The following is a 23,019-nucleotide window of genomic DNA, read 5'->3' as shown; positions in this document are numbered from 1 at the left end:
CCATCTTGCCGTAAGCGCCTGGCTATGCAAGACCGAATCTACACTGTTTCTCAGCGTAGAAAGTCCATACCCGTGCAAATCCGCGCAGCCATTCCAGCCGACATCCCCAGCATCACTGAGATTTACCGGCATGCCATTCTGACAGGAAAGGCCAGCTATGAAATCACGCCACCCGACGAGGCCGAGATGGCACAGCGGATGGAAATGATTGCCTCTCAATCCTATCCTTATATCGTCGCGGAGGATGGTGACGGCGGTCTGCTCGGCTATGCCTATGCCTCGGCCTTTCGCACTCGGCCCGCCTATCGCTGGCTGGTGGAGGATTCGATTTATCTGGCAGAGGCCGCCCAAGGCAAGGGGATTGGCAAGGCGCTATTGGCCGATCTGGTCGCGCAATGCACGGCACTGGGTTTCCGGCAGATGATCGCGGTAATCGGCGGCGCTAATCCCGCATCAATCGGCGTCCATCGCAGCCTGGACTTTACCCATGCCGGTGGTATCAATGGCTCCGGCTTCAAGCACGGAACCTGGCTCGACACCGTTTTCATGCAACGCGCGCTCGGCGAGGGCAACCAAACACTGCCCGACGAAAAATCCTATCCCGGCAGCCTGTTCAAAGGGTGAGGACGCTCTATTCGACCAATTTTAAAACCTTGTCGAACACTTTCAGCACCTGCCGCAAATCATGGCCACGCTTCAAAATCATGCCATGGGTATTGACCACCGAAAAGGCCCCCTGCTTTGCCGCAAGCTTCGGATTTTTCTCGATCCGATACAAAGGCATCTCACCGGAGCGCTTGAAAACGGAAAACACCGCCTTGTCTTTCAGGTGGTCGAGCGCGTAATCGCGCCACTCCCCTTCCCCAACCATTCGGCCATAGACCCATAGGATCGCATCCAATTCCGTACGATGAAAAGTGACCGGTAGCGGATCAAGATTCTGCTTGTAATCCCTAAGATCCACCACGGGAGCAGGTCTGTTGCCCGGGCGCTGGCCAGTTTCAGGAGTGACGGGCGGGACTTCACGAGGTAAATCCGGCTGATCGGTCATTGGGGCTCCTTCGTGCTTTTCATGACAAGCCGGTGACAGTTTGCCTGACAGGCATCAAATTGCAAGAGCGTAACTGCGTAAGCGGTTTGCGCCAAAAAGCTCAACCTGTACAATTTCGGAAGGTTTTTTTCCTTCGCCGTATTTCGGTCAAAACAGCGCCCCAATTGCAGACGAGATTGCACCGTCTTCAGTTGACGCGTCAGCGTCAAGGGTCCGGTCTGGCGCATTGACCCCTTACCCCCAGCCCCCCAATGTTCCCGGCCGGACCCGCTGAAGACATAATATTGTATGTGAGACCTGTCGGTACGCCATGCGCAGACTGTTTGCCAATCAGGGATTGAGCTGCTTAGCGTTCTCATTTCCTGCGGATTGAGCCATCACCATCGCTGCGCCGACGATACGGCCGGGCTCTCCATTTTGCGTCGAAGACTGAAGCAAGACTGCAAATCCATCACAATCATTGCTGCGCAGAACCTTGGATGGCAGGGTCAGTTTCAAACTATCGCCATGCCACATGCCGACAGATTGAATGTCGCTGACGCTGTTCCAATAGGTCATGCGCTGACCCTTGTTTTCACCCTTCAGGACCTCGACATCTTTTCGACGCTTGAAATAGACGACGATCACATCAGCGCGGCCTTGGCCATTGCCGATTGACACAGACAGTGCGTCGCCTTGAATGGCCGCGTCAACCTTGACTGACAATCCATTGCCGCTGGCCCGCAGCCCATCCAGTTTTCCCGAAAGCGTCGCCGCATCGGTACCCTTCATCTGCATCGTTCCATTGACCACAGCCTGGGGCGTATAGACCCCGCTCCTACCGAAGCTTCGTGCATAGGCATATTGGCGGGCGGTATTGCCAGGGGAGCCGAGCGTATCGGTCCAACCACGGTAGTTCCAGTAATCGACATGGTAGGCCAATGCGATCACATCAGGTTGTTTGGCGAGCGCTTCAAAGGCACGGTCGGCGGGTGGGCAAGACACACAGCCCTGCGAGGTAAAAAGCTCGACAACCCCCTTCGGCGAACGCACGTCCTCAGCCTTGACGACTGAGGCACCTGCCAAGCACATCATCAGGCCCATAAGGAGGCCTTTTACAGGGATTGCCGTAACCTTCATCGGAAACCATCGATACTGCCCCATTCTTCAACCCTCCCCTTTATTCAACCCTTAAAGCCCGGCCACAATAGCACGGCATCGCGCCGATGATCGCAGTCTAAGCGTCTCGAGCCGCCAATCCGATGTTACTCGGACCCGCCCCCCTTTGCAGCCGGTCCTTGCAGCCAGCCCGGCTTACGCTGTCCATACTGCATAAACATGTCAAAGCAATTTAAACCGGTCACATGAACCTGGTCTTAAGCCCCGCCACATCACCGATCTGTCTGCTCATGGTCGAGAGGATAAACAGGACCCGCTTCAACACCAAGTCACGTTGGGGTGAGAGCAACCTTGAAGCGAAGAGAAAACAAAAAAAGCCGCCGGCATTTGCGCCAGCGGCTGTTATTTTCAATAGGAATTGACCGGATTAAGCGGCCAGATCGCGCAGAACGGTCTGCAAGATGCCACCGTTATTCACATAGGTCACTTCGTCAAGCGTATCGATGCGGCAGATCAGCGGCAGATCCTTTACCGTACCATCGGCATAGGTGATCTTGGCGATCTTCTTCTCGCGTGGCTTGATCTCGCCTTCGAGGCCTTCGATCGTCACGGTTTCGTCGCCCTTCAGGTTGAGGCTGGCCCAGGTGGTGCCGTCCTCGAAGCAGAAAGGTACGATGCCCATGCCGACCAGGTTGGAGCGGTGAATACGCTCGAACGACTGGGCGATCACGGCGCGTACGCCGAGCAGGTTGGTGCCCTTGGCAGCCCAGTCACGCGAGGAACCGTTGCCGTATTCGACGCCTGCAAAGATCACCAGCGGAACGCCCTCGGCCTTGTACTGCATGGCCGCATCGTAAATCGACATCTCTTCCTTGGACGGATAATGGATGGTGTAGCCACCTTCCTTGCCGTTCGGGCCGAGCATGTGGTTGCGGATACGGATATTGGCGAAGGTACCGCGCATCATCACTTCGTGATTGCCGCGACGGGTGCCGTACTGGTTGAAGTCCGCCACGCCAACGCCATGGTCCAGCAGATAAGCACCAGCAGGCGACGCCGCCTTGATGGAGCCAGCCGGCGAGATATGGTCGGTGGTGATCTTGTCGCCGAACAGACCCAATACGCGAGCATTGGTGATGTTCTTGAGACCGGAGCCGCTCTTGCCCATGCCCACGAAGTAAGGCGGGTTCTGAACATAGGTGGAGTTGTCGTCCCAGGCATAGGTCTGGCCAGCCGGAATCTGAACGGCCTGCCAGTTTTCATCGCCCTTGAACACGTCGGCATATTTGCTTTCATACAGCTCGCGGGTGACGTATTTCAGGATGAATTCCTGGATTTCCTTCGAGGTTGGCCAGATATCCCTAAGGAACACTGGATTGCCGTTCTGATCTTCGCCCAGAGGCTCGGTGGTCAGATCCTTCTGGACCGAACCGGCCAGCGCGTAAGCAACAACCAGTGGCGGAGAGGCCAGATAGTTGGCCTGAACGTCCGGCGAGATACGGCCTTCAAAGTTACGGTTGCCCGACAACACGCCAGCGGTGATCAGGCCCTTGTCGTTGATGGTCTTGGAGATCGGCGCTGGCAGCGGGCCAGAGTTGCCGATGCAGGTGGTGCAGCCGAAACCAACGAGGTTGAAGCCGAGTGCATCCAGAGACACTTGCAGACCAGACTTGGACAGGTATTCACCAACAACCTGGCTTCCAGGTGCCAGCGAGGTCTTGACCCAAGGCTTGGACTTCAGACCCTTGGCAACAGCATTGCGGGCCAGAAGGCCAGCGGCAATCAACACGCTCGGGTTGGAGGTGTTGGTGCAGGAGGTGATAGCGGCAATCGCCACATCGCCATGACCGAGGTCGAAGTCAGTGCCTTCAACAGCGTAGCGATTGGTCAGCTGGCCAGGCTTCTTATAGTCGCCTTCCAGCGCCGTTGCGAAGTTTGGCGCAATCGTTTCCAAGGCCAGACGGCCTTCCGGACGCTTTGGACCGGCCATGGACGGCACAACATCGCTGAGTTCGAGTTCGAGCGTGTCGGTGAAGACCAGATCCGAGCCGTCGCCATCGCGCCACATGCCCTGCGCCTTGGAATAGGCTTCGACCAGTGCAATCCGGTCCTTGGTGCGGCCAGACATGGTGAGGTAGTTGATGGTTTCGCCGTCAACCGGGAAGAAGCCGCAGGTCGCGCCATATTCCGGGCCCATGTTGCCAATGGTTGCACGGTCGGCCAGCGACATCGAATCCAGGCCGGGGCCGAAGAATTCAACGAACTTGGAGACAACGCCCTTCTTGCGCAGCATCTGCACAACGGTCAGCACGAGGTCGGTGGCGGTGACGCCTTCCTTGACCTTGCCGGTCAGCTTGAAGCCGATGACTTCAGGCAGAAGCATGGAAACCGGCTGGCCGAGCATGGCCGCTTCGGCTTCGATACCACCCACGCCCCAGCCCAGAACGCCCAGACCGTTGATCATGGTCGTGTGGCTGTCGGTGCCAACGCAGGTGTCGGGATAAGCGGTGGTTTCGCCGTCTTCGTCCTTGGTCCAGACCGTCTGGCCGAGATATTCAAGGTTAACCTGGTGACAGATGCCGGTGCCAGGAGGAACAACGCGGAAATTCTTGAACGCCTGCTGGCCCCACTTGAGGAAGCGGTAACGCTCGCCGTTGCGCTCATATTCCAGCTCAACGTTGCGGGCAAAAGCGGTTGGCGTGCCGAATTCATCGACGATAACCGAGTGGTCGATCACGAGGTCAACGGGAACCAGCGGGTTGATCTTTTCCGGATCACCACCCAGCGACACCATGGCATCGCGCATGGCGGCCAGATCGACCACGGCGGGAACGCCGGTGAAGTCCTGCATCAGCACGCGGGCCGGACGATAGGCGATTTCGTTTTCAGCCGTGCCCTTGTCAACGAGCCAGGCGGCGACGTTTTCAATGTCGGCCTTGGTGACGGAGCGGCCGTCTTCGTTGCGCAGCAGGTTTTCCAGCAGCACCTTCATGGAATAAGGCAGCTTGGAGACGCCGGTCAGGCCATTGGCCTCGGCCTTGGGGATACTGTAATAGACATAATCCTTGCCATCGACGGAAAGCGTCGACCGGCAATTGAAACTGTCAAGCGATTTGGACACGGATAGAACCCCGCTGATACTGATAGCCAACACATACGTGCGGACGCCTATGCACTACATGCACATCAGGATGCGGGTGCGACCATTTCCGCTGTCCGCCCGTGAAAATCGCTTTACGCAACATTCAAGTTCGGCGCTAGGATGATGGACACGCCGGTCGCTGGCGTGGTTGCAGGTCTTATAGAGAATTTCCAAGAACTGTTCCAGAGTGTAGAAGGCCAAATGGCACAATTTTTTAAAGGCGATAAGCTTTGCTAAACAAAGGGGAAATCACCCGGCTAAATGCCCTGGAACTGGCCGCAAAACGCGGGGAAGATCTGCTGTTTCGCAACGTCTCATTCACGCTGTCATCTGGCGAAGCGCTTGTCCTGACCGGTCGCAACGGATCGGGAAAATCCACCTTGCTGCGGGTCATTGCCGGCTTCATCCGGCCAGAGCGCGGCTCCGTCCTGTTCGAATCACCCGGCACCGAGCCACGACCACCCCGCGAGGTCAGTCACTATCTCGGCCATCGCAACGGCATGAAGGCGGAACTGACGGTGACTGAAAATCTGGAATTCTGGAAGACCTTTCTCGGACAGGCCCAAGGCGGTTCGGGTGTCTCCATCGAAGAGGCCGCCGATCAGGTCGGCCTGGGCGGCATCACCCACCTGCCCTATGGCTATCTTTCTGCCGGGCAGCAGCGGCGCTTTGCCATGGCCCGGCTGCTGGTCTCCTACCGGCCGATCTGGATTCTCGATGAGCCGACAGCGGCACTGGACGTGAAGGCCGATGAGATGTTTTCAAGCCTGATCCGCGCCCATCTGGCCCAAGGCGGCATGGTGCTGGCCGCCACCCACCAGCCACTGGGCCTGGAAAGCCCGAAACAGTTGGAAATGAAGGGCTTCGACTACGGCGATCTGGAGGATGCTGCGTGATCGCTCTTTTTCTGCGCGACCTGAAGCTGTCGGTCAGGGCGGGCGGCGGCGCGCTGATCGGCGTGCTGTTCTTCCTGACCGTGGTGGCCGTCATTCCCTTTGGCGTCGGACCGGATATGAATCTGCTGGCCCGCATCGGTCCTGCCATTGTCTGGATCGGCGCGCTGCTGTCGGCGCTGCTTGGCCTCGATCGGCTATTTCAGGCCGACCGTGATGACGGTTCGCTGGATCTGCTCCTGATGCAGGAGACACCGCTGGTGCTGACCGTCTTCGTCAAATGCCTGGCCCATTGGACGGCGACCAGCCTGCCGCTGGTGATCGCTTCGCCGCTGCTGGGTCTGTTCATGAATATGAGCGAAATGGCCATCGGGGCGGTGATGTTGACGCTGCTGGTTGGCTCTCCTGCGCTAACCTTCATCGGCGCTGCCGGAGCGGCCGTTGCCGTGGCCCTGCCGCGCGGCGGGCTGCTGGTATCGATCCTGGTTCTGCCACTGGCCATTCCGGTGCTGATTTTCGGTGTCAGCGCCTCCTATGCGGCTGTAGAAGACCCGGCTCCTTTCCTGCCGCCCTTTCTGTTTTTATCGGCACTTACTTTATTCTTCGCAGTCATCGGGCCATCGGCAGCCGCATTGGCGCTTAGAAACACATCGGATTGATCGTTCTTGATCCCCTGCAATTGATTGCGATCAATTGCAGCAACACCATCCTCAGGGTAGAAAGCAGCATGACCGACAATAGCCTTGCTTCGACCAAGCTTACTGCCCGATTAAACGCGCTGGCCAATCCGACCCGGTTTCTGGCACTGGTGGCGCGTGTCCTGCCATGGATGGCGGGAATAACCGTTGTTCTGCTGGCCGTCGGCCTGACGCTGGCCTTCACCACAGAGGGCGACTACCAGCAGGGCGATACGGTGCGGATCATGTATATTCATGTGCCCGCCGCCTGGCTGGCAATGATGTGCTATTCGGTCATGGCGATTTCCGCCATCGGCACGCTGGTCTGGCGTCATCCGCTGGCCGATGTCAGCCATAGGGCCGCGGCACCGCTGGGGGCAGCCTTCACCTTCATCGCGCTGGTCACAGGCTCGCTCTGGGGGCGACCGATGTGGGGAACATGGTGGGCCTGGGGCGATGCCCGCCTGACCTCAGTGTTCATTCTGTTCCTGATGTATCTGGGCCTGATCGCCCTCAACCGGGCCATGGACGATCCGTCAAAATCGGCACGGATCAGTTCGGTGCTGATCCTGGTCGGCTTCGTCAATATTCCGATCATCAAATTTTCCGTGGAATGGTGGAATACGCTGCACCAGCCTGCCAGCATCATGAAGCTTGGCGGCCCAAGCGTCGATCCGGAGTTTCTGCGGCCATTGCTGGTCATGGCGCTGGCCTTCACGCTGCTGTTCTTCACTCTGCATTTGATGGCGATGCGTAACGAGATCTGGCGGCGGCGAATCATGGCCCAGCGCCGTCTTGCCGCCCGGGTCGCCTCGCAGGAGAGCGCATCATGAAATATGCCTTCTATATCGGCACCGCCTATGGCCTCACCGCCGCCGCCATCCTGTTTATGGTCGTGTGGATCTGGCTGGAGGGCCGCGCGCGCCAGAAAGAGTTGAAGGCGCTGGAAGCGGCAGGTATTCGCCGCCGCTCCGACACATCGACAGAAAAGGCGCTCTGATGGCTGAGGATAGGCTGGAAACCGCTGAGAAGCGCGGGCTCTCGCGTTACCTGCTGGCGGCCATTCCGCTTGCGGTTTTTGCGCTGATCGCGGGAACAGCGGGCAAGATGCTCTATGATCAGGATTTCAACGGCAAGAATGTCAGCGACATTCCCTCCGCCCTGATCGGCACCAAAGCGCCCACCCTGAACCTGCCACCGCTGGAGGGCTCCAACCTGCCGGCGCTGACCTCTTCCGCCATCACGGGCAAGCTGACGCTGGTCAATGTGTTTGCCTCCTGGTGTGTCCCCTGCCGGGATGAGCATCCACTGCTGAAACAGTTGAGCAATGACCCCCGCATCCAGATCGTCGCCATCAACTACAAGGACAAGAGCGACAACGCGCTGAGGTTTTTGGGCGAGCTTGGCAATCCCTATAAGGCCATCGGCATCGACCCGAACGGCAAGGCAGCGATTGATTGGGGCGTCTACGGCATTCCGGAAAGCTATCTCCTCGCCCCGGATGGCACAATCGTTTATAAGCGGGTCGGGCCTTTTGATGCGCAGTCGATAGAAAAAGGTCTTTATCCGGCTATCGACAGGGCACTTGCCGTCAAAGCCATTACAGAGCCGCCTGCCAGGCCTTGATCGCATCCACCAGCCAGACCAGCATGATGACATTCAGGGTCAGATTGTCCCGGATCAGATAACCCGTCAGCAACTCGAAAAACACGGCAACGATAATCGTCAGCCACACCGGCACACGGGCGGCAAACAGGAAGCCAAGCGCCATAAACACGGTATCCATCGCCGAATTCAGGATGCTGTCGCCTTCATAGCCGACCGCCATGGTGGCGGCACGGTAACGGTTGATGATGATAGGTGAGTTTTCCAGCAGTTCCCAGCCCGCCTCGATCAGAGTGGCCAGCGTCAACCGCTGACCGAACGACCCGCGCCGCAGCACCAGCCAGCCGAGACCATAAAACAGGAATCCGTGGATGATATGCGAGGGCGTGTACCAATCGGCCAAGTGTTGGGAATTGCCCGGTGTATTCACCCCCGCCTCGAACAGCTTCACATAGCCGCAGGAGCAGATCCAGATCCGGCCCATGAAATGCTCCGCCAAGATCTGTACGGCCAGAATGATGACGGGAACGACCAGCCAGAACGAGGCGGCATGATGGGTTTTCGGCGATCCCGCTACAGCCGTCACTTGCCGCCCTCTTCCGCCTTTTCCAGCGAATGGCGCATGATCAGCGGCATCTGCGCCAGCGTGAACAGGATGGTGATCGGCATCGTTCCCCAGACCTTGAAATTCACCCAGACATCATTGGTGAAATTGCGCCAGACCACCTCGTTCAACACCGATAGAAACAGGAAGAAAATACCCCAGCGCAGCGTCAGTTTACGCCAGCCCTCGTCATCGAGCTGGAAAGCCGCATTGAAAACATAGCCAAGCAAGGATTTGCCGAACAATAATCCGCCAAGCAGCACCGCGCCGAACAGCGCGTTAACGATGGTCGGCTTCATCTTGATAAATGTGTCGTCCTGGAGCCAAATCGACAGCGATCCGAACACCAGCACCACCACGCCGGATACAAAAGGCATGACCGGCAAGTGCTTGAAGACGATCTTGGACACGACAAGCGCCACCACGGTGGCGACCATGAACAGCGCCGTCGCAATCAGCAGCGGCCCGCCGATGGCGGTCAGAGCCGGAAAATGCGCCGCCAGCCATTCGCCGCGCAGATTGCCGAAAAAGAACACCAGCAGCGGCCCAAGCTCCAAGGCCAGCTTCAGCAAGGGGTGATGCTGTTCCGCCGCACTCGGTTGCTGGTCTGCGTTTCCTGCTGTCATGGTATCCTGCTTTGCTCTTTGGGCTCAATACGGTGATTGACGTGAAATTGCGTCGAATTTAAAGGTGAGTGCTTTAGCTTGAGGGGCCAAAACCGGCAATGGCGCGGGCAAAATCCTCGGCCTCGAAGGGTTCGAGATCATCGACGCCTTCGCCAACGCCAATGAAATAGACCGGTAATTTATGCTTGGCGGCGATAGCGACCAGAATACCGCCGCGCGCCGTGCCATCCAGCTTGGTCATGATCAGGCCGTTGACACCGGCGACATTGCGGAAAATCTCCACCTGGTTCATGGCGTTCTGGCCGGTGGTCGCATCCAGTGTCTGCAACACGGTATGCGGCGCATCCGGGTCGAGCTTGGAGAGAACCCGGACGATCTTTTCCAACTCGTCCATCAACTCTGTCTTGTTCTGCAATCTGCCGGCGGTATCGATAATCAGCACGTCGGATTTCTCAGCCTTGGCCTTCTCGAAAGCGTCATAGGCCAGCCCCGCTGCATCGGCGCCGAGTTTGGTGCCGATAAAGGTCGAGCCGGTGCGATCCGCCCAGATTTTCAACTGCTCGATAGCCGCCGCACGAAAGGTATCGCCCGCCGCCAGCATGACTTTCAGCCCGGAGCCGGACAGTTTGGCGGCCAGCTTGCCGATGGTCGTGGTCTTGCCCGTACCGTTGACGCCGACGACGAGAATGACATGCGGCTTGTGATTGAGGTCCAGCGCCAGCGGCTTGGCCACTGGCTTCAGCACCTTGACGATTTCGGCAGCCATGATACGCGTCACGTCCTCGCCGGTCACATCCTTGCCGTAGCGCTCGGACGACAGGGTGGCGGTGACACGCATAGCAGTCTCGACGCCGAGATCGGCCTGGATCAGCAGATCTTCCAGCTCTTCCAGTGTCTCCTCGTCCAGCTTGCGCTTGGTGAAAAGTGCTGAGATCTGGCCGGTGAGCTGCGAGGAGGTGCGAAACAACCCGGCTTTCAGGCGTTGGAACCAACTCTGCTTCACCTCAGGCGTTTCCGGCTCAGGCTCAGGCTCGACCACAGTCGAAAACCCCTTGGGCAGCGCAATTTCGGTGCCGGGCGCAGCACCTTCCGCCTCGTCGAGCAACTCGTCGAAGGAAGGCGTCGCGTCAGATGCGTGCTCCTCAGCAGCGTCTTCGGCTTCCAGCAGCGAGAGCGGCAGGAGGCTCAGATCATCCGCCGTCACATCATCTTCACCAGCTTTATCCTCAGCCAGATCATCAGAAGGCCCGCCTGCCGTATCGACCTCCTCGGCCAAAACAGGATCTTCAGCCAGCGGCAATTGCTCCACACGGTCATGTGGCTCGCTCTCGGCGGCAATAGCTGCTTTTTCCTCGGCGGAAAGCCCGGCATCTACACCTGTTTCGCTTGGCTTGTCCTTGCCAAAGGTGAAGACTTTTTTGATGAATCCAAGCGCCATGATGTTCTTTGCTTTTCGACGTTCAGGCCGCAGCGGCGGCTGACTGTTCAATAATCAGGTGACGCCCATTGTGACCGCCGATCACCGCATCCACAAGGGCACCCGGCAGATGACCCGGAGCGGCCACGAGGGTGAAGTCCTGCGTATGCGCCATTTCGTTGCGCTCCACCAGCAGCTTTTGCTGTGAGCCGACCATCTGTTCGAGATGGGCATGATGCAGCTGTTCGGCAACCGCACGAAGGCTGGCGGCACGCGCTTTCACCAAAGCGCGGTCCAGTTGCGGCATCCGGGCGGCCGGTGTGCCGGGCCGTGGGCTATAAGGAAAGACATGCAGATGGGCGATACCGATCTCTTGCGCCAGACGAGCGGAATTTTCCGCCATCTCCTCGGTTTCGGTTGGAAAACCGGCAATCATGTCGGCACCGAAGCTGAAATCGGGCCGCAGGGCGCGCACCTGTGTCGCAAACCCTAGGGCATCCGCCCGTGAATGGCGGCGCTTCATCCGTTTCAGGATCATGTCGTCACCATGCTGCAACGACAGATGCAGATGCGGCATGAAACGCGGCTCTTCGGCGATCAGGTCGATCAGGTGGCGGTCAACCTCGATACTATCGATGGAGGACAGCCGCAGGCGCAAAATCTCCGGCACCTGTTTCAACAGCGTCTTGGCCAGCAGGCCAAGGCTGGGGTGGCCGGGCAGATCGGCGCCGTAGCTGGTGGCGTCCACGCCGGTCAGCACCACTTCGCGGTAGCCGTTTTCCACCAGCTTGCGGGCCTGCTCCACCACGGCCCCCATCGGCACGGAGCGTGAATTGCCCCGTCCATAGGGGATGATGCAGAAGGTGCAGCGATGGTCGCAGCCGTTCTGCACCTGAAGGAAACCACGCACATGGCCATCGATATGACTGACCATCTGCGGCGCGGTCTCCGTCACGCTCATGATGTCGTTGACCCGCAGCTTTTCCGCCGCAGCCACGCCGAAGTCGGGCAATGCCCGGTAATGTTCAGCCTTCAGCTTTTCCTCATTGCCCAGCACCAGATCCACTTCCGGCATGGCAGCAAAGCCTGCGGCGTCGGTCTGGGCGGCACAGCCGGTAACGATAATCCGCGCCTGCGGGTTTTCACGCCGAGCCCGGCGAATGGCCTGGCGGGCCTGACGCACCGCCTCGCCCGTCACCGCACAGGTATTGACCAAAATGGCCTGGTCAAGGCCCGCCTTTTCGGCCTCCGCTTTCATCACTTCGGATTCGTAGGTATTGAGGCGGCAGCCGAAGGTGATGACGTTTATGTCACTCACGAGACCGAGGCCTCGTGGCCCGCCTGGTGTTCACGCTGCCAGGCGCCGGTCTGCGGATCGAGCTGTCCTGCCCATTCCCATTCTGCCGCACCCGTCATGATCACATGCCCGTCCCGCTCGCGCCATTCGATGTCGAGGGCCTGGCGGTTGGGGCTGGAGGCGACGGTGATCGTCACCTTGCGCTCGGTGCGCCCGGTGCGCGCAGCGGAAACCCCGGCGGCGCAGCCGGCGGAACCGCAAGCCAGCGTCAGCCCGGCACCGCGCTCCCAGGTGCGGGTCGTCATCGCAGTCCTGGAGGTCACTTGCGCCAGGGTAATATTGGCCTTTTCGGGAAACAGCGGATGGTTTTCCAGCAGCGGCCCGAACCGTTCCAGATCATAGGACATCGGGTCGCGGTCCACCCAGAACACCGCATGTGGATTGCCCATCGACATCACGGCAGGCGAATGCAGCACCGGCGCATCAATCGGCCCGATCTGCAATTCGATCCGGCTGGTATCGTGAAACTCTTCCGACAGCGGGATGCGGTTCCAGTCGAACATCGGAACCCCCATATCCACAGACACCGAGCCGTCTTCATGCTCGACAGCATTGAGAATGCCAGCCAGCGTCTGGAAGGTGAAAGCCTTCAGACCGGTTTCCGCCGACAGGGCCTGCACCACGCAGCGCGTACCATTGCCGCAGGCCTGCGCCAGCGTGCCATCGCAATTGATAATGTCGATATAGGCAAAAGTACCCGTCAGCTTGGGATCATGGATCGCCATGATCTGGTCGAAATGGGTTTCAGTATCACCCGCCAGCGCAATGGCCGCCTGCGGCGTGACCCGGTCGGTGCGACCACGCATGTCGACGACAAGGATCTTGTTGCCAAGTCCGTTCATCTTCGCGAATTCGACCCGATTGCCCATAGCCTTCCTGTCCTGCGGTTGTTGAGCGCTATATGGCGCAATTTCACTGGAATTACCAGTGGCAGCGGGGGTCAACCGGCAGGCACATCAAACACCTGGCCAGCCCGCAAAGGCCGGAACCGTTCGGGCGCAATGCCCGCCGCTTCCAACGCGGCGGCCAGATGGTCCACCGGCTCCGTGATCGGCTCGTCGGTCAGTTGGAACGTTCCGAAATGATGGCCAACGGCAAAAGAGGCATTGCAGAGCGTAAACCCCTCCACCGCTTCCTGCGGATTCTGATGCTGGCCGCGCATGAACCAGCGCGGCTCATAGGCGCCAATTGGCAGGTTAGCCAGCCGGAACCCTCCATATTTCCGGGCCGCAGCCCGGTAATTGATGCCATCGTGAAAGCCGGTATCGCCGATATGGTAGATCTTGCCGGCAGGCGTTTCGAGCACAAAAGCAGCCCACAGCGCCATGCGCCGGTCCCTTGCCCCGCGCGCCGACCAGTGATGGCAGGGTTCTGCGGTGACACGGGTATCGGCGCTGACCGCCAGATGCTGACCCCAATCCAGCACGCTGACATGGGCCAGAGGCACGGCACGGCGAATGGTGACGTCATTGCCCAACGGCGTGACGAAATGCGGCGCGAATGCATGATGCAGGCGCGCCAGCGTCTTTCCGTCGAGATGGTCGTAATGATTATGGGTGATCAGCACCACATCGATGGGCGGCAGGTCGTTCAGCCGGACGCCAGGAGCAATCGCTCGTTTCGGTCCGGCAAATGCCACCGGGCTGGCCCGGTCGGACCAGACGGGATCGGTCAGAATATTAAGCCCGCCAACTTGGATCAGCATCGAGGCATGGCCGATCATCGTCACCCGCAGATCTTTGCCCTCGACACGCGGCAGTGGCCGAGCCTGCCCTTCCGGCAGCTCGACCTGCTTGGGCCAGCGAGCACGCTGCCCATTGAGCTTCCAGCGCATCACGGAGTTAAAGCCGAAGGGCGCGATACCGCCAGGATTGAAAAAACGGGTTCCATCGAAATGGTCGGAAACGGGACCGCGATAATAGGGATTTTTTGTCATGACATCTTCAATTGTTAAAATCGATGACTTCCCAGAAAGTCACGATCACCTAGATATGGATTACAACCGTTTTTTGGCAAATAGGACATATGGATGTATTTGATAAAAATAGCGGTACTGATTACGTCCTGGGCTTTTGTTTTTGCCCCGCCGACACGGGCGCAAAATATCCCCGCCCCCATTCACGGCGTGACCTTTGAAGAATGGGCAGCCGCCAACGCCCGTATCGCCAACAATATGGACAAAAGCGAGGTTGAGAACATACTGGGCGTGACCGAAACGCAATTTCACGAGGTCGATGCTGGCTTTACCAAGGCATGGAAAGAATCGCCCGACCCGCAACGCGAATTCTCCCGTCTCTATGGCGAGGCATTTGCCAATCCCAACAGCGGTCGATTTGCCAAGGCCCCGATGCAGGTGGCACAGAAAGGCAAGCTGGCGACCTTTGAAGACTATGCGAGAGTTCAAGGCCACCTGCAAGCGGCTGTCAAATTCGGCATCGACCCACAGAAGGTTCTCGAGGAACACGGCCTTACCGTCTACGAATTCTCGCAGGAAGCCGGACAATGGGTTCAAAAGCTCGCAACCCAGGCAAAAGCCGGTGGAGATGGCCAGTCGATCATGCAGTGGCACGACAGGCTGGCCTTCTATGAAGAACAATACAGCAAGGGTTATGCAAAACCGTGAGGCATACCCTCGCGAAACCCTCATCCGCACTGTTCAAGGCAAAGCATTCTTGACTCCTGCGGCATTTTGCTGTTTACCGCTCCCAAATCTGCGACGAGACATGACTCCGAGCCGCCGACCGGGACCCGTAAAGGTATAAAGAGTTCCCGGAGGTCAACACCCGACAGCGCGATGCGCCCTCGGGTGATTTTTGGCTTTGCGTCTTGTTTTCGGCACAGGAAAACCCGAGGTTTGGGGCAACCCAACCCATGAGGATGATGCGATGTTTGAGAACCTGCAGGACCGCCTTGGCTCCATCTTGAATGGACTGACCGGCCGTGGCGCGTTGTCGGAAGCCGATGTTTCCGCCGCCCTGCGGGAGGTTCGCCGCGCCCTGCTGGAAGCCGACGTCGCCTTGGAAGTGGTGCGCAGCTTTACCGACAAGGTGCGGGAAAAGGCGGTTGGTGCCGCCGTTCTGAAAGCCATCAAGCCCGGCCAGATGGTCGTCAAGATCGTCCATGACGAGCTGGTGGACATGCTGGGCGCTGAGGGCGTGTCCATCGATCTGCACGCACCGGCCCCGGTTGTCATCATGATGGTCGGTCTCCAGGGCTCGGGCAAGACCACGACGACCGGCAAGATCGCCAAACGGTTGACCGACCGCGATCGCAAGAAGGTCCTGATGGCCTCGCTGGACACCCGCCGTCCAGCCGCCCAGGAACAATTGCGGCAATTGGGCGTGCAGACCGGCGTCGATACGCTGCCGATCATTGTTGGCCAGTCGCCGACCGATATTGCCAGCCGCGCCGTGCAGGCGGCCAAGCTCGGCGGCCATGACGTCGTCATCCTCGATACCGCAGGCCGTACGCATATCGACGAGCCCTTGATGGTCGAAATGGCCGACATCAAGAAAAATGCGAAGCCACACGAAATCCTGCTGGTCGCCGATGCGCTGACCGGCCAGGATGCCGTCAATCTCGCCCGCAATTTCGATGAGCGCGTCGGCATTACCGGCCTGGTTCTGACCCGCATGGACGGCGATGGCCGTGGCGGTGCCGCCCTGTCCATGCGTGCCGTCACCGGCAAGCCGATCAAGCTGATCGGCGTCGGCGAGAAGATGACGGAGCTGGATGAATTCCATCCACGCCGGATCGCCGACCGTATTCTCGGCATGGGCGATATCGTTTCGCTGGTCGAAAAGGCCGCCGAAAATATCGACGCCGAAAAGGCCGCCGCCATGGCCGCCAAGATGGCCAAGGGCAAGTTCGATCTCGACGACCTCGCCGACCAGCTGCGCCAGATGCAGAAAATGGGCGGCATGGGCGGCATTATGGGCCTGATGCCCGGCATGGCCGGAATGAAGGACAAGATGGCCGCCTCAGGCATGGATGATAAGATGTTCGGTCGCCAGATCGCCATCATCTCGTCGATGACCAAGGCCGAGCGCACCAATCCCGACATTCTCAAGCATTCCCGCAAGAAGCGCATTGCCAAGGGCTCCGGCACCGATGCGTCCGAGATCAACAAGCTTTTGAAAATGCATCGCCAGATGGCCGACATGATGAAAATGATGGGCGGCAAGAAGGGCGGCGGCATGATGAAGCAGCTGATGGGCGGTCTGGCCGGCAAAATGGGCATGGGTGGAATGGGCGGGATGGGTGGCATGCCGGATCTCAGCTCCATGGACCCCAAGCAGCTGGAAGCGCTGGCGCGCCAGGCTGAAGCCGCCGGTATCAAGCCGCCTCCGGGCCTGGGTGGTAGCATGGGTGGCGGCCTTCCCGGCCTGGGTGGTGGAAAATTGCCTGGTCTTGGTGGAGGCTTCCCAGGCCTTCCCGGTCTCCCAAAGAAGAAGTGAGGATAGCTGCCGATGTCCCTTCCCGTGTTTGATACCACCATCAGACAGGAACTTGCCGGTTACCGCCAGTCGATTGACAATATCGACGCGGCACTGGTGCATATGCTGGCCGAACGCTTCCGCTGCACACAGGCAGTGGGCGTGTTGAAAGCCAAATACGACCTTCCGGCCGCCGATCCGGCGCGGGAGGAATACCAGATCGAACGTTTGCGGCAGCTTGCCAAGGACGCCCAACTCGACCCGGATTTTGCCGAGACTTTCCTGAATTTCATCATCAAGGAAGTTATCCGGCATCATGAAGCCATTGCGGCTGAACATAGCAGTCAAACGGAACAGACCGCCTGACGGCGGCCTCAACAACAGACCGGACGCCACAGACCGCGCCGGTTAAAAACCAAGGAGTATACCCATGTCCCTCAAGATTCGTCTCGCCCGTGGCGGTTCCAAGAAGCGTCCTTACTACCAGATCGTCATCGCCGACGCCCGCAGCCCGCGCGATGGCCGTTTCCTGGAAAAGGTTGGTTCCTGGAACCCGATGCTCGGCAAGGACAATGAAAAGCGCGTTGAGCTGGACGCCGACCGTATCAAGGAATGGATTGCCAAGGGCGCACAGCCGACCGACCGCGTTCTGAAGTTCCTCGCAGAAGCTGGCCTGGCTGAACGCGCTGCACGCAGCAACCCTGAAAAGGCAAAGCCCGGCAAGCGCGCTGTTGAGCGTCTGGCTGAAAAGAAGCAGAAGGCTGATGCCCTGGCTGCTGCCACTGCCGAAGCCGCTGAATAATCGGTTTGAAATGATTTGACCGACGGGCGGCATGGTTTCATGTCGCCCGTTTGTCGTTTATTCTTCCTCCGCGTCTACCCATTTTCAAACAGCCCCCGACTGTCGCCAAGGACCTTCATCCGCCATGACCAAGCTTGAAAATCCCGTGCTGATGGCCGTTATCGGTGCCGCCCAGGGCCTCCGTGGCGAAGTGCGGGTGAAGTCCTTCACCGCCGATCCGATGGCGCTTGGCGATTACGGCAAACTGCATGCCGGTGATGGCCGGGTCTTTGAGGTGCTGGATATTCGTGAGGCGAAAACCGTTGTCGTGGTGCGCTTTCGCGGCGTCAATGACCGCAATGCCGCCGAGGCCTTGAACGGGCTGGAACTGTTTATCGAGCGCAGTGCGCTGCCCGATGAAGAACTTGATGATGACGAATTCTACTATGCCGACCTGGAGGGTCTGGCGGTGGTGGATGCTGAAGGCAATAGCTACGGCACCGTGACGGCGGTATTCGATTTCGGCGCAGGCGATCTGCTGGAAGTAAAAGGACCGGGCAAGCGCCCCGTTCTTGTGCCATTTTCCGAGGCCGCCGTGCTGCAAATCGATCTGGAAGAAGGCAAGCTGCTGATCGACCCGGAGGCGGCGGGCCTGAAGGACGACGGGAGCGAGGAACCGTTCAGCGCCGATGGCAAGCCGAAGAGCGGCGGCCGCTGATATGACCTTTCAGGCAACGGTGCTGACGCTCTACCCGGAGATGTTTCCGGGGCATCTTGGCGTATCGCTGGCGGGCCGGGCGCTGGAGCGTGGCCAATGGGCCATGGAAGCGGTGCAGATCCGTGATTTTGCCAGTGACAAGCACCGCAGCGTTGATGACACACCCGCCGGTGGTGGGGCAGGCATGGTGCTGAAGCCGGATGTGCTGGCCAGAGCCATCGACAGCCTGGGAGATGACACCCTTGGCAGTGAGAGGCGCCCCCGTCTATTGATGAGCCCACGGGGCAGGCCGCTCACCCAGAAACGGGTCCGCGAAATCGCTGGCGGTAGCGGCGTGGTGATCGTCTGCGGACGGTTTGAGGGTGTCGACCAGCGGGTCATCGAGGCCCGCAATCTGGAGGAAGTCTCCATCGGCGATTATATTCTCTCAGGCGGAGAGCCAGCGGCCCTGACGCTTCTGGATGCCGTGGTGCGCATCATCCCAGGCGTGATGGGCAATGACCTGTCCGGCCTGCATGAAAGCTTCGAGGGCGGATTGCTGGAACATCCGCATTATACCCGCCCGCAAGTCTTCGAGGGCCGCGAGATCCCGGCGGTGCTAACCTCGGGCAACCACGGTGCCATCGAGACCTGGCGCCAGGAGCAATCTATAAATCTGACCCGTGAGCGGCGGCCCGATTTGCTTTCTCAGCCCTCAGCAAATCAACCCCAGGCCAATCAGCCTTTAAAAAAGTAATAGATCGCCAGCGACAGGCCAGCGGCGATCACCAGCCAGCGCAGCAATGTCTGCGGCGCACGTTTGGCCATGTGCACGCCAGCATAGCCACCCAATGCCGCCGCAGGCAGCATAATGCCCGCATGCAGCCACGACACCGCGCCAGCCGTTGCAAACACCAGGATGGCAATCGCGGCGATGACAATAGCCAGTAGGTTCTTCAGCGCGTTCAGGTGGTGGTAATCACCGCCGCTGGCAAATTGCAGCGAGGCCAGCATCATAATGCCCATGCCCGCCCCGAAAAATCCGCCATAGACGGACGTAATGCCTTGCAACAGCAATCCGAGCCGGTTGGCCGGGTGCTGCTGATCAGCCTTGCGCCTCAGCCGGGGACCAAGCGCAAACACCAGCGTTGCCATCAGCAACAGCCAAGGCACCAGGCGGCTAAAGGTGGGATTGGAGAGGGAAATCAGGATCAGCGCGCCGACCAGCGAACCCATGGCTGAGATGAACGACAGCAGCGCAGCACTTTTCCAATGGGCAGCGATTTCACGCCGATAGGCGAGCGTCGAGGTGATATAGCCGGGAAACTGGATGATGGAGGAGGTTGCATTGGCCGTGACCGATGGCAGGCCCGCCAAAGTCAGCACCCCGAATGTCAGAAACGTGCCGCCACCGGCAATGGCATTGACCACCGCCGAGAAAAACCCGGCGACAAACATCAGACTGATAATTTCGATTGACATGAATGGCTCCCCCCCGCGCCGTTATTGCAACAGGCTGCGGCCCGCGCAAGCCGATCACCCGAGCAAAATTCTTGGGAGCAAGGGATGACAAGCCGGACCGATTGGTATAAGGGCAGGCGCAGAAACGGGTGTAATCCCGTCGACGAGACTGAAAAGACCGAAAACAAAGAACTGCGAAACCGCTCCCGCCGCAAGGCGTCATCCCGAGGCTTTGGACCCAAGGACGAATGATGAGCGCTCTGGCTGTTTCAGAAGAACTTGAAAAGGTTAAACCGATGAACATCATTCAGCAGCTGGAAGCCGAACAGGCCGCCAAGATCGAAGCCAAGCGCACCCTGCCGGAATTTTCTCCTGGCGATACGCTGCGCGTCAACGTCCGCGTCACGGAAGGCAACCGTACCCGCGTACAGGCCTATGAAGGCGTTTGCATTGCCCGCTCCGGCGGCAGCATCAACGAAAGCTTCACCGTTCGCAAGATTTCCTACGGCGAAGGCGTCGAGCGCGTTTTCCCGGTCTATTCGCCGCTGGTCGAAAGCGTCGAAGTGGTCCGTCGCGGTAAGGTCCGTCGCGCCAAGCTTTATTACCTGCGCGACCGTCGCGGCAAATCCGCTCGTATCGTTGAAAACACCGGCACCCGCGCCCGCAAGCTGAACGACTCCGAGCGTGCAGCACTTGCCGAGGAAAAGGCACGCCTGGAAGCCGAAAAGGTTGCAGCAGCACAGGCTCTCGCCGCTGAAAAGGCCGCAGCAGAAGCCGCTGAAAAGGCTGCCGCCGCTGAAGCCGAAGCAGCAAAGGCTGCCGAAGGTTCGGCTGAATAAGTCTGGCATCATTATTCTTAAAAAAGGCGGTCTTCGGGCCGCCTTTTTTGTTGCCATCCGCTCATTCAACACATTGGCAACACAGGGGCAGCAGAGGAATAACCCTGCGGCCACGCGACGCAGGGCCGTTGCCAGACATTGATCTTGAAACATTGCGGTCTCCCCCTTACTGCTGATCAGGCTGTGGCGGTTCGGCAAGAACCGGCACGATCAAGGGAAAGCGGATGCGCGCAAGGCGAATGACATGGCAAATGGCGGTGCACGTCTGGTGCATGATCGCTGTTGTCGCCATTGGCTTTGCCCATAAAGCCCCTCAGGCTTTTGCAACACCGCAAATCCCAACGGAATTTGCCGCCTATACCCTGCCGGATGGTTCGCTACCGGTCCTGTGCATCTCCAGCCAAACCTCCTTTGCGCCTGAAGATCACGGCAAAGCCCACGGGCATCTATCCCAAAGCGGCTGCGAAGCCTGCCGTATCGGCGCCTCCATTCTGTTGCCCATGCCTGCGGATACGATTGGCGTGACGGCCCGAGCCAGTCTTGAAACGGCAAGTCCGCCTGTACAAGCACCGGTTATCGCCCGGATCTTTCCCCCCAATAGCGCGCCCCGCGCCCCACCCCTTGGCTAACATCTGATCCGGCCATGCTTCTGTTGCGCCCTGCCTCTCTTGCAGCACGGCGAGGAACGCATGGCCATCACCGGCAGCAGGGTTTGGTCAAACAGGGTTTTTCCTTCGACTGACGCTCAGCTCCATCAGATTTCATGCCTATGGCCCTGCGGGCTTTGCCGGATCACATGCGTTTGCAGGTCCGCCCGTTGCATGTCCAGCAAGCCAAGCCATCAGGCATCCTTCCAAGGTTTCAACCATGTCCACCATCACATCCCTGCCGGTCGAAAAGCCGGTAGCAGTCTCAACCAAAGGATTTTATTTTGCCGCCTGGCGCTGGCATTTCTATGCCGGGCTCTACGTCGCTCCTTTCCTGATTGTGCTGGCCGTGACCGGGCTGATCATGATGTGGAGCGCCACCCTGGTCGGACGCGACGGAGAAAAGGCTTTCACCGTCACCCCCATGGCTGCCCAGACGCTTGTCTCGCAACAGGCAGACGCCGCACTGTCCGCCGTTCCAGGCGGGGTTATCGCTCAATATATCGCGCCAGCCACGCCAGAGAGTGTGGCGGTCTTCCGGGTTAACCGGGGCCAAGAGTCGATGATGGTCGCCATCAATCCTTATGACGCGCAAGTGCTGGGCCAATGGAGCCGCCGCACCGCGCTCTACGACCTAGCCGAAAGCATTCACGGCGACCTGCTGATTGGCACGCTCGGCGACCGGCTGATCGAAATCGCCGCCGGGTTCGGCGTGGTGCTGATCATCACCGGGCTTTACATGTGGTGGCCGCGTCAAGGCGAGAGCTATTTGCGCCTGCTCATTCCAAGCTTTGCCGAAAAGGGTCGCCAGCTGTTGAAATCCCTGCACCGCACCATCGGCTTTTATGCTTCGATCCTGCTTCTGGTCTTTCTGGTCTCGGGTTTGAGTTGGGCAGGCATCTGGGGCGAAAAATTCACTCAGGCCTGGAGCACCTTCCCGATTGGCAAATGGAGCGATGCGCCGCTGTCCGATGCGACCCATGCCACCATGAACCATGGCAGTATCAAGGATGTTCCCTGGACGCTGGAACAGGCCCCCATGCCGATGTCCGGCTCCGCCGCCGGTCATGCCGGCCTGCCGGGTGGACAGACGGTGACGCTGGACAATGTCATCGCCTTTGCCCGCGCCATCGGCTTCGATCACCGCTTCCAGCTGAATTTCCCCAAGGACGAAACCGGCGTCTGGAGTATTTCGCGCGATACGATGAGCAATGACAGCACCAACCCGCTGTTGGACCGCACCGTGCATATCGACCGCTATAGCGGCAAGGTGCTGGCCGATATCAAATATGAAAACTATGGTCTGGCTGGCAAGGCCATGGCCGTGGGCGTTTCCTTTCACATGGGTACGATTGGCCTGTGGAATCTGGCACTGGTCACCGTTTACTGTCTGGCGGTGATTTTCCTCAGCGTCAGCGGCATCGTTATGTGGTGGATACGCCGTCCGAAAGGCGCGTCACGGCTGATGGCGCCCGCCTATCCATCCGACATGCGCCTCTGGAAAACCGGAGCGATCATCATGCTGCTCACCTCCCTGCTGTTTCCGCTGACGGGCGCGGCGCTGCTGGCTGTACTCCTGCTCGATATGGTGCTGATCCGCCGGATCAGGCCGTTGAAAAGGGCATTGAGCTAAACCGACACTCAAAGGCGGCGCATCGAAAGCCGCCAGCAATCCATCTCACCCAAAA

Annotated in this window: 25 protein-coding genes; 15 read left to right on the top strand and 10 right to left on the bottom strand. The window is 59.1% G+C overall.

What is annotated here, in order from left to right; genetic code table 11:
- Positions 1-66 precede the first annotated feature (66 nt).
- The gene (locus tag IEI95_RS27415; RefSeq protein ID WP_194417377.1) at positions 67-624 is read left to right on the top strand and encodes a GNAT family N-acetyltransferase; all 558 of its coding nucleotides are present in this window, start codon (positions 67-69) and stop codon (positions 622-624) included.
- 7 nt (positions 625-631) lie between these two features.
- Here the strand turns inward: IEI95_RS27415 and IEI95_RS27410 are convergent, their stop codons facing one another.
- The 3 genes from IEI95_RS27410 to acnA form a co-directional block, all read right to left on the bottom strand.
- On the bottom strand, positions 632-1,051 hold the full coding sequence (locus tag IEI95_RS27410; protein WP_015917441.1) for a DUF2794 domain-containing protein: 420 nt from the start codon (positions 1,049-1,051) through the stop codon (positions 632-634).
- Between the two features lie 330 nt (positions 1,052-1,381).
- Positions 1,382-2,134, bottom strand: coding sequence for a DUF1223 domain-containing protein (locus tag IEI95_RS27405; protein ID WP_156531888.1), 753 nt, complete (start codon positions 2,132-2,134; stop codon positions 1,382-1,384).
- 442 nt (positions 2,135-2,576) lie between these two features.
- Entirely contained in the window at positions 2,577-5,270 is a 2,694-nt protein-coding gene (acnA, locus tag IEI95_RS27400) for an aconitate hydratase AcnA (protein ID WP_194417245.1), read from the bottom strand.
- A 251-nt stretch (positions 5,271-5,521) separates the two neighbouring features.
- Here acnA and ccmA point away from each other — a divergent pair, with 251 nt between their 5' ends.
- From ccmA to IEI95_RS27375, 5 genes are all read left to right on the top strand, one after another.
- A complete protein-coding gene (gene ccmA / locus IEI95_RS27395; RefSeq protein ID WP_194417244.1) occupies positions 5,522-6,187 on the top strand; it encodes a heme ABC exporter ATP-binding protein CcmA in 666 nt (221 codons plus the stop codon).
- Positions 6,184-6,843, top strand: a complete 660-nt coding sequence (gene ccmB / locus IEI95_RS27390) for a heme exporter protein CcmB (RefSeq protein WP_194417243.1) — start codon at positions 6,184-6,186, stop codon at positions 6,841-6,843. Before ccmA ends, ccmB begins: the two co-directional genes overlap by 4 nt.
- Positions 6,844-6,911: 68 nt before the next feature.
- Positions 6,912-7,694 (top strand): heme ABC transporter permease, encoded by a 783-nt coding sequence (locus IEI95_RS27385; RefSeq protein ID WP_156531773.1) that lies wholly within the window; start codon positions 6,912-6,914, stop codon positions 7,692-7,694.
- On the top strand, positions 7,691-7,861 hold the full coding sequence (ccmD, locus tag IEI95_RS27380) for a heme exporter protein CcmD (RefSeq protein ID WP_070164284.1): 171 nt from the start codon (positions 7,691-7,693) through the stop codon (positions 7,859-7,861). The genes IEI95_RS27385 and ccmD overlap by 4 nt, the downstream gene beginning before the upstream one ends.
- On the top strand, positions 7,861-8,487 hold the full coding sequence (locus IEI95_RS27375) for a DsbE family thiol:disulfide interchange protein (RefSeq protein WP_156531772.1): 627 nt from the start codon (positions 7,861-7,863) through the stop codon (positions 8,485-8,487). Before ccmD ends, IEI95_RS27375 begins: the two co-directional genes overlap by 1 nt.
- Here the strand turns inward: IEI95_RS27375 and IEI95_RS27370 are convergent.
- The 6 genes from IEI95_RS27370 to IEI95_RS27345 form a co-directional block, all read right to left on the bottom strand.
- Positions 8,462-9,052: a DUF2585 domain-containing protein gene (locus IEI95_RS27370; protein ID WP_194417242.1), complete on the bottom strand. Its 591-nt coding sequence runs from the start codon at positions 9,050-9,052 to the stop codon at positions 8,462-8,464. The genes IEI95_RS27375 and IEI95_RS27370 overlap by 26 nt on opposite strands.
- Positions 9,049-9,696, bottom strand: coding sequence for a septation protein A (locus tag IEI95_RS27365; RefSeq protein ID WP_156531771.1), 648 nt, complete (start codon positions 9,694-9,696; stop codon positions 9,049-9,051). The genes IEI95_RS27370 and IEI95_RS27365 overlap by 4 nt, the downstream gene beginning before the upstream one ends.
- 73 nt (positions 9,697-9,769) lie before the next feature.
- Entirely contained in the window at positions 9,770-11,134 is a 1,365-nt protein-coding gene (gene ftsY, locus IEI95_RS27360) for a signal recognition particle-docking protein FtsY (RefSeq protein ID WP_156531770.1), read from the bottom strand.
- 22 nt (positions 11,135-11,156) lie between these two features.
- Complete coding sequence (mtaB, locus tag IEI95_RS27355) at positions 11,157-12,431, bottom strand: tRNA (N(6)-L-threonylcarbamoyladenosine(37)-C(2))-methylthiotransferase MtaB (protein ID WP_194417241.1); 1,275 nt, start codon at positions 12,429-12,431, stop codon at positions 11,157-11,159.
- The gene (gene dapF, locus IEI95_RS27350; protein ID WP_194417240.1) at positions 12,428-13,339 is read right to left on the bottom strand and encodes a diaminopimelate epimerase; all 912 of its coding nucleotides are present in this window, start codon (positions 13,337-13,339) and stop codon (positions 12,428-12,430) included. Before dapF ends, mtaB begins: the two co-directional genes overlap by 4 nt.
- Positions 13,340-13,410: 71 nt before the next feature.
- On the bottom strand, positions 13,411-14,406 hold the full coding sequence (locus IEI95_RS27345) for an MBL fold metallo-hydrolase (protein WP_156531768.1): 996 nt from the start codon (positions 14,404-14,406) through the stop codon (positions 13,411-13,413).
- A 93-nt stretch (positions 14,407-14,499) separates the two neighbouring features.
- Between IEI95_RS27345 and IEI95_RS27340 the strand changes: the two genes are divergently transcribed.
- The 6 genes from IEI95_RS27340 to trmD all read left to right on the top strand — a co-directional run bounded on the left by IEI95_RS27340 (position 14,500) and on the right by trmD (position 19,141).
- Positions 14,500-15,093, top strand: coding sequence for a DUF6620 family protein (locus IEI95_RS27340; protein WP_156531767.1), 594 nt, complete (start codon positions 14,500-14,502; stop codon positions 15,091-15,093).
- 262 nt (positions 15,094-15,355) lie between these two features.
- Entirely contained in the window at positions 15,356-16,927 is a 1,572-nt protein-coding gene (ffh, locus tag IEI95_RS27335) for a signal recognition particle protein (RefSeq protein WP_071203028.1), read from the top strand.
- A 12-nt stretch (positions 16,928-16,939) separates the two neighbouring features.
- On the top strand, positions 16,940-17,272 hold the full coding sequence (locus IEI95_RS27330) for a chorismate mutase (protein WP_156531766.1): 333 nt from the start codon (positions 16,940-16,942) through the stop codon (positions 17,270-17,272).
- Positions 17,273-17,336: 64 nt separating this feature from the next.
- Entirely contained in the window at positions 17,337-17,708 is a 372-nt protein-coding gene (gene rpsP, locus IEI95_RS27325; protein WP_156531765.1) for a 30S ribosomal protein S16, read from the top strand.
- 124 nt (positions 17,709-17,832) lie between these two features.
- Positions 17,833-18,405: a ribosome maturation factor RimM gene (rimM, locus tag IEI95_RS27320; protein WP_041697211.1), complete on the top strand. Its 573-nt coding sequence runs from the start codon at positions 17,833-17,835 to the stop codon at positions 18,403-18,405.
- A 1-nt stretch (position 18,406) separates the two neighbouring features.
- Positions 18,407-19,141, top strand: a complete 735-nt coding sequence (trmD, locus tag IEI95_RS27315; protein ID WP_156531764.1) for a tRNA (guanosine(37)-N1)-methyltransferase TrmD — start codon at positions 18,407-18,409, stop codon at positions 19,139-19,141.
- Here the strand turns inward: trmD and IEI95_RS27310 are convergent.
- Positions 19,123-19,866: a sulfite exporter TauE/SafE family protein gene (locus IEI95_RS27310; protein ID WP_156531763.1), complete on the bottom strand. Its 744-nt coding sequence runs from the start codon at positions 19,864-19,866 to the stop codon at positions 19,123-19,125. The two genes, trmD and IEI95_RS27310, sit on opposite strands and share 19 nt — an antisense overlap.
- A gap of 275 nt (positions 19,867-20,141) precedes the next feature.
- On the opposite strand from IEI95_RS27310, the gene rplS reads away from it, so the two are divergent.
- The 3 genes from rplS to IEI95_RS27295 all read left to right on the top strand — a co-directional run bounded on the left by rplS (position 20,142) and on the right by IEI95_RS27295 (position 22,964).
- Positions 20,142-20,684: a 50S ribosomal protein L19 gene (gene rplS, locus IEI95_RS27305; protein ID WP_070153199.1), complete on the top strand. Its 543-nt coding sequence runs from the start codon at positions 20,142-20,144 to the stop codon at positions 20,682-20,684.
- A 251-nt stretch (positions 20,685-20,935) separates the two neighbouring features.
- Positions 20,936-21,313, top strand: coding sequence for a hypothetical protein (locus IEI95_RS27300; RefSeq protein ID WP_156538307.1), 378 nt, complete (start codon positions 20,936-20,938; stop codon positions 21,311-21,313).
- Positions 21,314-21,551: 238 nt separating this feature from the next.
- A complete protein-coding gene (locus tag IEI95_RS27295; RefSeq protein WP_156531761.1) occupies positions 21,552-22,964 on the top strand; it encodes a PepSY-associated TM helix domain-containing protein in 1,413 nt (470 codons plus the stop codon).
- Positions 22,965-23,019: the final 55 nt, after the last annotated feature.

This window comes from Agrobacterium vitis (assembly GCF_014926405.1).
Taxonomy (GTDB): Bacteria; Pseudomonadota; Alphaproteobacteria; order Rhizobiales; family Rhizobiaceae; genus Allorhizobium; species Allorhizobium vitis_H.
This window is presented reverse-complemented; position numbering and strand designations above follow the sequence as displayed.